We start from the raw sequence: 10,103 nt of genomic DNA on the forward strand, positions 1-10,103 counted from the left end.
TTGGCAAGCGGCCTTCCGCATCGATGGCTTATAGCAAAGCCAGCCGACACCGGCACAGCTCAAGCACGCTACGTGCAACTTGGTCATCCTCAGGCGCACCTTGGTTCAGCGCCGCCCGAGCCGGCACGGATGGCAGGTAGAATGCGACTCGTCGAAAGGAACACCATGAAGATAACAATCGACGAACGACCGGAATCGAGCGGCATCGAGGTCGCAATCGTCTGCAGGAAGACGGACCAGCAGGTACTCGACATCGTCGCCAGGCTGCGCATGTTCGACCGCAAGGTCACGGGAAGTGCGGACGGAGGCACCCACGTGGTGAACGCCGAGGACATCCTCTACGTGGAGTCGGTGGACAAGCGCACGTTCTTCTACACCGAAGGCGCCGTGTTCGAGACCGCGCTGCGGCTCTACGAGATGGAGGAGCGCCTGGAGGGATGCGACTTCCTGCGGGTGGCCAAGGGCTGCGTGGTGAACTTCCGCAGGATCGCCTCGCTGCGCCCGGAGATGAACGGGCGGCTCGTGGCGACCATGGACAACGGCGAGCAGGTCGTCATATCGCGGCAGTACGCGCCGGACGTGCGCCGCAAGCTCGGGATGCTGTAACGAGACGGGAAAGGAGCCCAAAATGACACGCAAGGACATCATCGACACCGAGGTCCGCACGCCCGCGGAAAACGCCAGGTCCTTCCTGGCAACGCTCTGCGTCTCCTTCACGATCATGATGGTCGTGTGCATGGCCCTTGGAACCATATTCGCCGGCGAAGAATCGAAACAGGGTATCATGTATTGCTGGTCCCTGCTCGGAGCCTGCGTCTGCACGGCGGCGCTGCAGTTCGTCTTCTTCACGCCCACGGTCATCAAGCGCATGGCGTATCCGCTGCGCCTGTTCCTGTTCGGCATCTGCCTCTACGCCGTGCTGGCTGTGCTCGCCGTGGTGATGCGGTGGCTCCCAGCAGATATGGCCGGAGCTTGGGTTTCGTTCACCATCAGCTACCTTGTCGCGCTCGCAATGGCGACCGCCGCCTACGCGGCCAAGCACAGGCGCGAGGAACGCACTCTCAACGAGAAGCTCAATGAGTATCGGAGGAACAACAGCTAGGGCGAATCTAATCTGATGCCCAAAGAAGAATGGCCGCCTATCGATGTGATAGACGGCCTTCTTCCTTGCTATGTGGGCTCGGACTAGCTGAGCGGCTCGAGCTCGCGGTAGAGCGGGTCTCCGTCGCCCACGAGCACGTCCCACCACCACTGGGGCGACTCGACGCCGGAGGCGCAGAGCATGTCCAGGAGCTTGGCCCGCGCATCCGGGGGAAGCTGCTCGAAGTCCTCGCGCATGGCGTCGAGCACTGCCTTGCTCGTTGCCATCATGTCGTTGCAGATCTCCTTCTTCTCCTCGAGCGTGTAGCTCTCGGGCGAGTAGCAACAGAGGTCCGCTCGGAAGAACGCCATGTCCTCGGCCTGGGTGAGTTCGTTCATCTTCGCTTCGTTCATCATGGTTTTAATCTCCCTTCGGTGCCCCGCGTCGTGAATGGTGGCGCTGGGGTGGTACGAATTTCGGTACGAATAATCCCGAAAGGAGTGCTTTCTTTCAGAGCGAAGTGGTGTGCCGATTTCTCGAACACACCACTTCTGACCTGCGGTTTTGTTGTGTTTCGGATTGGAGTGTGGAATAGTGCATTGTGCGAGATTTTATTCCCACTCGATGGTTCCGACAGGTTTGGGCGTCAGGTCGTACACGACGCGGCAGATGCCGGGAACCTCGGCGAGGATGCGGTCGGTGATCTTCTTGAGCAGCGCCCAGTTGAGCTCGGGCACCGTCGCGGTCATGGCGTCCACGGTATTGACGGCGCGGATGATCGCCGGCCAATCGTAGGCGCGCTTGCCGTCGCGCACGCCGGTGGCGCGCATATCGGGCACCACGACGAAGTACTGCCACACCTTGCCGGCGAGCCCTGCCGTGCCGAACTCCTCGCGCAGGATGGCGTCCGCCTCGCGCAGCGCCTCGAGACGGTCGCGCGTGATGGCGCCCAGGCAGCGCACGCCCAGGCCCGGGCCCGGGAACGGCTGGCGCTCGACCATGGACTCGGGAAGGCCGAGCTCGCGACCCACGACGCGGACCTCGTCCTTGAAGAGCAGCTTCACCGGCTCGCAGAGCTCGAACTGCAGATCGTCGGGCAGGCCGCCCACGTTGTGGTGGGCCTTCACGCCGTCGGACTCCAGGATATCGGGGTAGATGGTGCCCTGAGCCAGGAAATCGACCTCGCCGGCGACCTTGCGGGCCTCCTCCTCGAACACGCGGATGAACTCCGCGCCGATGATCTTGCGCTTGCGCTCCGGCTCCGCCACGCCCTCGAGCAGGCCGAGGAAGCGGTCGGTGGCGTCCACGTACACTAGGTTCGCATCCATCTGGTTCTTGAACACGTCGATGACCTGCTCGGACTCGCCCTTGCGCATGAGGCCGTGGTTCACGTGCACGCAGATGAGCTGCTTGCCCACGGCCTTGATGAGGAGCGCCGCCACCACGGATGAATCGACACCGCCGGAAAGCGCCAGCAGCACGTTCTTGTCGCCGATCTGCTCGCGGCACGCCGCGACCTGCTTGTCGATGAACTCGCTCGCGAGCTCGGGCGTGGTGATGCGGACCATGTCGTCGGGGCGCTTGTTGGGATCCATGGGCTCCTCCTCGATGCGAAGAATACATACCTATCGTCATTGTATGGGCGCCCGCGGCGTCCGGCATCGAGCGCCGCGGCAGGGGGTATGTCCGCAGCGGCAGGTGGAGTCACGCGCACGCGCCGGCACCTGCCGGCGCCGTACCCCTAAGCGAGAGCAGCCGCCTTCGCCCCGCGCCGTGCCGCCCGCGGCGGGTCCGTCATTTCCGCAGGCGAGAAGAGGGCTACTCCCACGGCGTGATGACGACCTTCAGGCAGCCGTCCTCATGCGCCTCGAAGGCGCGGTATGCCTCCAGGATGTCGTTCAGCGGGTAGCGCTTCGAGATGAGTAGCCCCGTGTCGAGCTTGCCCTCGGCGATAAGCCCCATCACCCGGTCGAGGCCGCTGGCGTCGACGCCCCCGGTCTTGAACGTGAGGTTCTTGCCGTACATGCTCGGCAGCGGGAGCACCTGGTCGTGCTCGTACATGGCCGAGACGACCACGACGGCGTTCGGGCGGGCGATGCGCCACGCCATCTCGAAGGTGTCGGAGCCTCCCGCGGCCTCGATCACCGCGTCTGCCCCGCGCCCGCTGTTCCCGGAGCGGACCGCGGCCTCGACCTCATCGAGGCCGAGGCCGGTCGGATCGATGAGGACATCGGCGAGCCCGTGCTCACGCGCGAGCGCGAGGCGCGAGGGGTCGACGTCGATGGCGATGATGCGCCCCGGGTTCGCCAGGCGCGTGCACATCATGGTGGTGAGACCCACCGGACCCGCGCCGATCACCGCGACCGAGGATGCGGGCTCGATCTCCGCCAGGCTCGCACCCCACCAACCCGTCGCCAAGATGTCTCCCAAAAAGAGCGCGTCCTCGTCCGTCACGCCGTCGGGGATGCGCGTGAAGGCGTTGTCCGCAAACGGCACGCGCACGTACTCGGCCTGGCAGCCGTCGATGGTGCATCCCAGAAGCCACCCGCCGCGCTCGCAGTTGTTGACCCAGCCGCGCCGGCAGAAGAAGCACGAGCCGCAGAACGTCTCGCAGTTCACGGCGACGCGATCGCCCACGGAAAACGCCGTGACGCCCTCCCCGACCTCCTCGACCACGCCCGTGAACTCATGGCCCAAGACCGTATCCGGCAGCGCGCGCGGCACAGCACCGCGCATGATGTGGAGATCGCTCGTGCAGATGGTCGAGCGCGTCACGCGCACGATGGCGTCCGTGCCCTCGCGCAGCTCGGGGTACGGCCTCTCGCGCAGCGCGATGCCGCCCCGCCCGTCATGTACCAGTGCCTTCATCCTCATCACACCCCCGTCTTCTCGCCCCCGAAAACCCCGGCGGCACCTCCATTCACGCCGGCGGGGCCGAAAGGCCGCCGCAGTGTGCCCGCCGCAGCAGTGTGCCCGCCGCGGCGGCGCAGCACCCTATTCGCGCTCCACGACGACATCCTCGGCAGCGACCTCGGCCGCGTCTTTGCCGTCAGCGCCGGCCGCCCCGGCGGCGCTGCCGGCCGCTGCCGCCTCGCGCGCCTCGTCAAACTTCTCCTTCATGGTGGGGTTTCCCCAGGTGAGCTTGCGGATGGTGAGGCCCTGCGCCTTGTCGTTCGCAAGCCTCAGGTTGTTCTCGGACGAAATCAGGTTCTCCTTCACCTTCTGCAGATGCTTGATCGTGGTGTCGATCTCGTCGATGGCGGTCTTGAACTTGCGGCTCGCCAGGTCGAAGTTGCGCGAGAACCCTTCCTGGAACCCGGCGAGCTTCTCCTCGAAATGCGTCACGTCGATGTTCTGCTGGCGCACAAGCGCAAGCTCCTGCTTGTAGGACAGCGTGTTCAGCGCGGCGTTGCGCAGCAGCGTGATCATGGGGATGAAGAACTGCGGACGGATGACGTACATCTTGGGGTAGCGGTAGCTCACGTCCACGATGCCAGTGTTGTACAGCTCGCTTTCCGGCTCGAGCAGGCTCACGAGCACCGCATACTCGCAGCCCTTCTTCGTACGGTCCGAATCGAGCTTCTTGAAGAAGTCCTCGTTCTTGTGCTTGGTCGCCGTAGCGTCGTTCTCGTTTTTCATCTCGAACATGATGGAGATGACCTCGTTGCCATCCTCGTCGCTCTCGCGGAAGATGTAGTCGCCCTTCGAACCGTCGCTCGCGTCGTTGTCCTTCTCGAAATAGGCGTGCGGGAACGCCGTCATGCGCAGGCGGTTGAATTCGCTTTCGCAGTGCTGCTCAAGCGATTCGCCCACCATCTTGGTGGACAGGCGCACCTTCATGTCCTTCAGGCGCTCGATCTCGTCATCCTTGTAGCGCAGCAGCTCCTCGGTGCTCTTGCGCACCTGGGCGAGCTCGAGCGTGTGCGCCGTCTCAAGCTGCTGCTTTTCCGCATCGCGCACGGCCTGCTCGCGCTCGAGCGTCGCTTTGGCCTCGTCGCGCTCACGCTCCGCCTGCGCCACGGCACGAGCCACGGCAAGCTCGCGCTCGGCAGTCTCGGACGCCACCGTGCGCTCGAGTTCAGCGATGCGCTTGTCCTTCTCAGCCATATCGCGGGAAAGCTCCTCGCGCAGCGCCCCTTCCGCCTCATGCTGACGGCGGATCGCCTCGGCGTCGGCCTTTTGCAGCGCCAGGTCCTGCGCCTGCGAGGCAGCGGCGAGCTGAGCCTTCAGCTCAGCGATCTGCGTATCGCGTGCGGAGATGCCTTCTGCAGCCTGGCGCTCGGCATCGGCCGCCTTGAGTGCCGCAGCATCAGCCTGCTGCTTAAGCTCGGCGCGCAGCTGATCGACCTCGCGCTGCAGCTTAGCGGCGGATCTCTGCGCCTCCTCGCGCGCCTCGGCCGCCGCCTGCTTGCTCGCCAGGTCGCGCTCCTCCCCCGCGCTCTCAAGACGCGCCGTGAGCTCGGCGATGCGCGCATTGCGCTCGGCCTCAGAGCGGACGAGCTCGCTCGCAGCGCTCGCCTTCAGCTGCTGGATCTGGGCGTCGCGCTCGGAAAGCGCCTGCTCGAGCTTGCGCGCAGCCTCCGCACCGGCGACCTGCAGCGCATGCTCGCGCTCGCGCTCCATCAAGCGCTCGCGCTCCGCGAGCTCGGCGGCGAACTGCTCGTCGCGCACCTGGCGCACGATGCTCTCGTAGTCGCTCTCATCCACCTTGATGACGGTACCGCAGTTGGGGCACTTGATCTCGTTCATGCGGAAACGCTCCCTCAGTCCCTCTGTCGGGCCGCTCGGCGCGACCCTCGTTCTTCTGGACTATACGATACCCCGTCGCGTGGACATATTCTGCAAGCGAATATGCTCAGGCGCCGACACGCCTAGATATCCGGGTCCAAGGGTCCGCGCTTCGGCTCCACACCGTCGAAGAACGCAAGGATCTCGTCGCGGCTCATGGGTGCGTACCCGTTCGCGTCCACCCCCACGTCGTAGCGCAGAATCCCCGCCTCGCGGCAGCGCTCGTTGTAGTCGCTGCCGCGGCTGTGGATGTGGCCGTGCAGGTGGATGGCCTCCCGCCACCTGCCGTTCCAACTGAGCATGGGATAGTGGAAGAGCACAAGCCGGTGCCCGCGCGCATAGCCCGGCTTGATCTCCAGATAGTCCTCCTCGCTTGCGAAGGCATCCGGATGCGGCGTCTCGCTCCAATGCTTGTCGTGGTTGCCGCGCACGAGATGCACGTTCGGGCACACGATGCGCTGGCGCAGGCGCCAGGCCTCCTCCACCGAAATGCGATAGGAGAAATCCCCCAGGATATAGAGGGTGTCGGCCGTGCTCACGCGGTCGTTGATGTTGGCAATCAGCGCAGCGTTCATGCGCTCGACCGACCCATACGGCCGCCCTGTCGCCTCGATGATGTTCGCGTGCCCGAAATGCGTATCGGCGGTAAAGTAAATCACGCAGCCTCCCCTTCTCGCAGGTCTTCGGCACCAATCGCCTGCATCCAGGCGATGTACACGTTCGGATAGTGCCCGTAGAGCACCTGCATGGGATCGACGTTGCCCAGCAGGTTGCCCACAAGCGCCACCAGCCCGCCCACACTCGTGAGGTCCGCCGCGGTCGGAATCTCACGCCCCAGGTCCTCGACGAGCTTGTCGATCCGCCAACGGTCCTCGGGCACGTAGAAGCTCTCCACGCCCACGTTCTCCCGGAAGGCCGCGCGCATCTGGTCGTAGTGCTCATCGAACGCTTCGTCACCGACGCCCGGCAGCCACAGGTCGTTTCCGTAGCGCATATAGCCCCACGAGGCGAGCGGCAGGCGCGGCGCCAGATCGCTCGGGTTCATGATGTTGAAGATGTTGTCGTAGATTGGGTCGTTAACGTTAAGGAACTCCGTGACCCCGGGCGTGGCGAAGGTGTAGCAGTAGATGCTGTCCAGCGGCGCGAGCGGACGCGACCCCGTCGCCATGACGTCGGCGTAGGATGCCGCGAGGTTCGCCGTCGCCGCGCCGCGGGAGTGTCCGCAGAAGAGCAGCGCGACGTCCTTTCCGCTGCCGTCTTCGCTCAAGCGCGCCGCCAGGTCGTCCACGATCTCGTTCGCGGCAAGCATGAATCCCACGTGATCGAAGGTCTCCAAATCGTAGTCGGCCGCGTCGCTCATGTTGAAATTGCTCAACCACTCCGACCCGTAGCTGCCGCGCACAGACACCAGGTAGAGCGTCTTTTCCGCCCCGTCGTCGTTCCTCACGCGCTTCGTGGCGACGGAGTACGCCACCACGTCGACCGCCCCGGTGATGAGGTCGATGACCTCGTCGAAGACCTCGCTTCGATACCGATACGACGCCGTCGAGATGTCCTCGAAGCCGAGTGCGCCAAGCGCCTGCTCCACATAGGCCGGTGAGTCAGACCCTGCCTGGTAGTAAGCCGATTCAGAATTGGCGATGGCCGAGAGCACCGAGCAGGTCGTGGCGAGCTCGTGGTTGTAGACGGTGGGGTCCTCGAAGAACCACGCGTCGTCCCAGGCGATCTCGGTCGCCACCTGATGGCCGTCCGTCTGCGCCATGCTCGTGTACTCCACGCGCACCGTGAAGGCGCCCGTGCGGCCGCTCGAGCCCTCAAGCGCAACCGGCGCGCTCGGTGGCTCGACAGCGCCCAGGCCCAGCAGCTCCTGACCCTGGCGATGGCGTATGGCAATGTTCGCCGCGGTGCCCATGCCGAACGCCACGATCGCCAGCACCACCACGACGCGCACGAGTCGCTTGTGGCGACGGTGAAACGGCATGCGCGCGGGCGCGGTAGCCCCCTTGTCCACCGCGACATCATCCAGGTGTCCCTGCAGCCCTTTTCGCTTCATGGGGCATTTCCCTTCACGAGGTCATATGGCGGCAAGTATATCGTGGGAACCTACCACGGTGCCTGGGTGCGGGTTCGAAAGACGCATTTGCACAAGACTCGCCGAGTGCTTTCAGCTGTAGGTCGATGGGCTTGCAAGGGTGCGCGGCAGCACTCGCTGATAGCACCACGCCGCCACCAGGCGCTGCTACAACGCGCCCTGCGCGAATGCGGATGCCCGCCGGCATGTAGAAGCGCCAGATACGGACACCCCGGCAGCACTCCTGCGCTGCCGGGGCGCCCGCATGAAACAGCCCTGCTACAGAATGGTGTAGGACTCCACACGAGGAGCCAGGCGCTCGGCAAATGCGGCGCGCTGCGCCACGAGGGCGTCGCCGCCGGAAAGCGAGCGAGCGCCTACCGGGCACACGGAGATGCAGCGCATGCAGGTGATGCAGGCATCGGCATCGGTCAGCTCGGGATGCGCGGGGTTGATAGCCGCCGCCGGGCACTGCTGTGCGCAGGCGCCGCAGCGCACGCAGGCACCGGCATCCGCCTGGGCACGGAACGGCACGCCGTTGAAATCGCGATACGGGCGGTTGCCGGGGATATCGGGAAGTTCGACGGTATGGGCATCGAGCGCCTGCGTGAGCCGCTCGAGCGTTGAGGCCGCCAGCGCATCAACCGCAGCCAGGTCGCTCTCGTCGGGGCGACCCTGGGCGACATCGATCATGAGGGAGTGATGCGCGACGATGGCACCGAGCGCAACCGGCACAAAGCCATGCTCGCGCACCGTGTCGGCGAGCTCCAGAAACGTATCGTCCACTGCGCGATTGCCGAATGTGACGATCAGGACCGCCGGGGTGCCGTGGCCCTCGCAACGCGCGATGCGCTCAAGCGCCGGCGCCGGCACGCGTCCGCCATAGGAGGGCACGGCGAAGACCGCAAGGTCCTGAGGCCCGAACGTCGGAACATCCGCCCCATGCGGCGTGATATCCACGCTGCGGCCAGGCGTACCCGCAGCTTCAATCGCGGCGGCGAATCGCTCGGTAACGGTGCGGGTCGTTCCCGCTCCGGTGAAATATGCAGCGATGCATGCGGTTATGTTCATGGTGAGGTCCTTTCACGAAGCGTTGCATAAAACGCTAGCACGAACGCAGCGTACTAGTTATGAAGAGATATGCCAGCTACTTTGTTCCATCCGAAACCTGTTAGCACGGCCAGCGCGCCACCCGCTCAATTCTCTATCTTGAAAACTAATCGGAACGAAACATGCAGCATCGGATTCCAGCTTCACGAATGGCGTATGTGGCTAATCGACGTTCTCATGATCTTGATCAGAAGGGTTCTCCATGATCTAATGCTTTGTAACCTAGGAGGTTGACATGCTGAAATATCGAAATGAGACCATTGGCTTCGATGAGCTTACGAAAATGAAAACCATTCCAAGGTACCAACGTCCTTTAGTATGGACAACTGCTCAGAAAGTCAACTTCATTGATAACGTGAGTAAGGGTTTTCCATTCGGCTCTCTTCTTCTCTATAAGTATGACTCGGATGAAAAGTACTCTCTCATTGATGGGCAGCAGCGGCTCACGACGCTGGAAGACTATAGAAAGAACCCTGAGCTATATTTTCCAGTCGACTCATCCCCAGAAATCGAAAAATTGATGCATGAGATAAAGGCAGACGAGCAGCCTGAGGAAGCTCAGGAAAACCTTCGCATGCAGTTCATCGCTATCATCAAAGAGATGTTTCAGCAGCACGCTCAGCACAATGAGGTGCTCGGATCTTATTTGGCGGAAAAGGTTCAAGACGTCTTTCCGCCAGCCAAGCAGGAGCAATTAAAAGTAGTGAATATCCAGACCTCTCTTTTGAATGCTCTAGATGACTATGTCAACCTCTCCACGTTGCAAATCCCCTGTGTCATCTTCACTGGAGATAAATCCGAACTCCCCGAAGTGTTCGCCAATGTAAATTTAGGTGGCCGCAAGCTATCAAAATACCAGGTATTCGCTGCACAGTGGGATCGCTACTCCGTTGCGCTTCCCGAGAAAAAACTGTCTAGCATGATTCTTGAGAATACAATTGCCCGGGGACTGCGGTGGGAATCCTGGACCAAATCCATCCTATGCGACTAGCCCCAAATCCCTTCGGTACTGCATGGGGCTCTTGTAATCCAGGTCGCTCTTGATCCTGATGT

At 63.2% G+C, this 10,103-nt stretch carries 10 protein-coding genes; 3 read left to right on the plus strand and 7 right to left on the minus strand.

Going from position 1 to position 10,103, the window contains the following annotated elements:
• Nucleotides 1–165: 165 nt before the first annotated feature.
• Together H6A21_RS07985 and H6A21_RS07990 are read left to right on the plus strand one after the other, a co-directional pair.
• The gene (locus H6A21_RS07985; protein ID WP_087431145.1) at nucleotides 166–606 is read left to right on the plus strand and encodes a LytTR family DNA-binding domain-containing protein; all 441 of its coding nucleotides are present in this window, start codon (nucleotides 166–168) and stop codon (nucleotides 604–606) included.
• Nucleotides 607–628: 22 nt separating this feature from the next.
• Nucleotides 629–1,102, plus strand: a complete 474-nt coding sequence (locus tag H6A21_RS07990; RefSeq protein ID WP_204562220.1) for a DUF3021 family protein — start codon at nucleotides 629–631, stop codon at nucleotides 1,100–1,102.
• Between the two features lie 83 nt (nucleotides 1,103–1,185).
• Here the strand turns inward: H6A21_RS07990 and H6A21_RS07995 are convergent, their stop codons facing one another.
• From H6A21_RS07995 to H6A21_RS08025, 7 genes are all read right to left on the minus strand, one after another.
• The gene (locus H6A21_RS07995; RefSeq protein WP_204562221.1) at nucleotides 1,186–1,497 is read right to left on the minus strand and encodes a hypothetical protein; all 312 of its coding nucleotides are present in this window, start codon (nucleotides 1,495–1,497) and stop codon (nucleotides 1,186–1,188) included.
• A gap of 195 nt (nucleotides 1,498–1,692) precedes the next feature.
• The gene (gene guaA / locus H6A21_RS08000; protein ID WP_204562222.1) at nucleotides 1,693–2,676 is read right to left on the minus strand and encodes a glutamine-hydrolyzing GMP synthase; all 984 of its coding nucleotides are present in this window, start codon (nucleotides 2,674–2,676) and stop codon (nucleotides 1,693–1,695) included.
• A gap of 223 nt (nucleotides 2,677–2,899) precedes the next feature.
• Nucleotides 2,900–3,949: an alcohol dehydrogenase gene (locus H6A21_RS08005; protein ID WP_204562223.1), complete on the minus strand. Its 1,050-nt coding sequence runs from the start codon at nucleotides 3,947–3,949 to the stop codon at nucleotides 2,900–2,902.
• A 126-nt stretch (nucleotides 3,950–4,075) separates the two neighbouring features.
• Nucleotides 4,076–5,830 carry a DUF2130 domain-containing protein gene (locus tag H6A21_RS08010; RefSeq protein WP_204562224.1) on the minus strand — a complete coding sequence of 585 codons (1,755 nt, stop codon included), beginning with the start codon at nucleotides 5,828–5,830 and terminating at the stop codon, nucleotides 4,076–4,078.
• A 122-nt stretch (nucleotides 5,831–5,952) separates the two neighbouring features.
• A complete protein-coding gene (locus H6A21_RS08015) occupies nucleotides 5,953–6,528 on the minus strand; it encodes a metallophosphoesterase (protein ID WP_204562225.1) in 576 nt (191 codons plus the stop codon).
• Nucleotides 6,525–7,922: a lipase family protein gene (locus H6A21_RS08020; RefSeq protein WP_204562226.1), complete on the minus strand. Its 1,398-nt coding sequence runs from the start codon at nucleotides 7,920–7,922 to the stop codon at nucleotides 6,525–6,527. Before H6A21_RS08020 ends, H6A21_RS08015 begins: the two co-directional genes overlap by 4 nt.
• Before the next feature lie 297 nt (nucleotides 7,923–8,219).
• Complete coding sequence (locus H6A21_RS08025; protein ID WP_204562227.1) at nucleotides 8,220–9,011, minus strand: 4Fe-4S binding protein; 792 nt, start codon at nucleotides 9,009–9,011, stop codon at nucleotides 8,220–8,222.
• A 274-nt stretch (nucleotides 9,012–9,285) separates the two neighbouring features.
• Between H6A21_RS08025 and H6A21_RS08030 the strand changes: the two genes are divergently transcribed.
• Nucleotides 9,286–10,041: a DUF262 domain-containing protein gene (locus tag H6A21_RS08030; protein WP_204562228.1), complete on the plus strand. Its 756-nt coding sequence runs from the start codon at nucleotides 9,286–9,288 to the stop codon at nucleotides 10,039–10,041.
• The last annotated feature ends 62 nt before the right edge of the window (nucleotides 10,042–10,103 follow it).

Source organism: Collinsella tanakaei (assembly GCF_016902615.1).
Lineage (GTDB): Bacteria > Actinomycetota > Coriobacteriia > Coriobacteriales > Coriobacteriaceae > Collinsella > Collinsella tanakaei_A.

Coding starts and splice junctions, on each gene's coding strand:
- H6A21_RS07995 (WP_204562221.1), bottom strand. CDS start 1,497: ATGATGAACGAAGCGAAGATGAACGAACTCACCCAGGCCGAGGACATG.
- guaA (WP_204562222.1), bottom strand. CDS start 2,676: ATGGATCCCAACAAGCGCCCCGACGACATGGTCCGCATCACCACGCCC.
- H6A21_RS08030 (WP_204562228.1), top strand. CDS start 9,286: ATGCTGAAATATCGAAATGAGACCATTGGCTTCGATGAGCTTACGAAA.
- H6A21_RS08010 (WP_204562224.1), bottom strand. CDS start 5,830: ATGAACGAGATCAAGTGCCCCAACTGCGGTACCGTCATCAAGGTGGAT.
- H6A21_RS08020 (WP_204562226.1), bottom strand. CDS start 7,922: ATGAAGCGAAAAGGGCTGCAGGGACACCTGGATGATGTCGCGGTGGAC.
- H6A21_RS07985 (WP_087431145.1), top strand. CDS start 166: ATGAAGATAACAATCGACGAACGACCGGAATCGAGCGGCATCGAGGTC.
- H6A21_RS08005 (WP_204562223.1), bottom strand. CDS start 3,949: ATGAAGGCACTGGTACATGACGGGCGGGGCGGCATCGCGCTGCGCGAG.
- H6A21_RS07990 (WP_204562220.1), top strand. CDS start 629: ATGACACGCAAGGACATCATCGACACCGAGGTCCGCACGCCCGCGGAA.
- H6A21_RS08025 (WP_204562227.1), bottom strand. CDS start 9,011: ATGAACATAACCGCATGCATCGCTGCATATTTCACCGGAGCGGGAACG.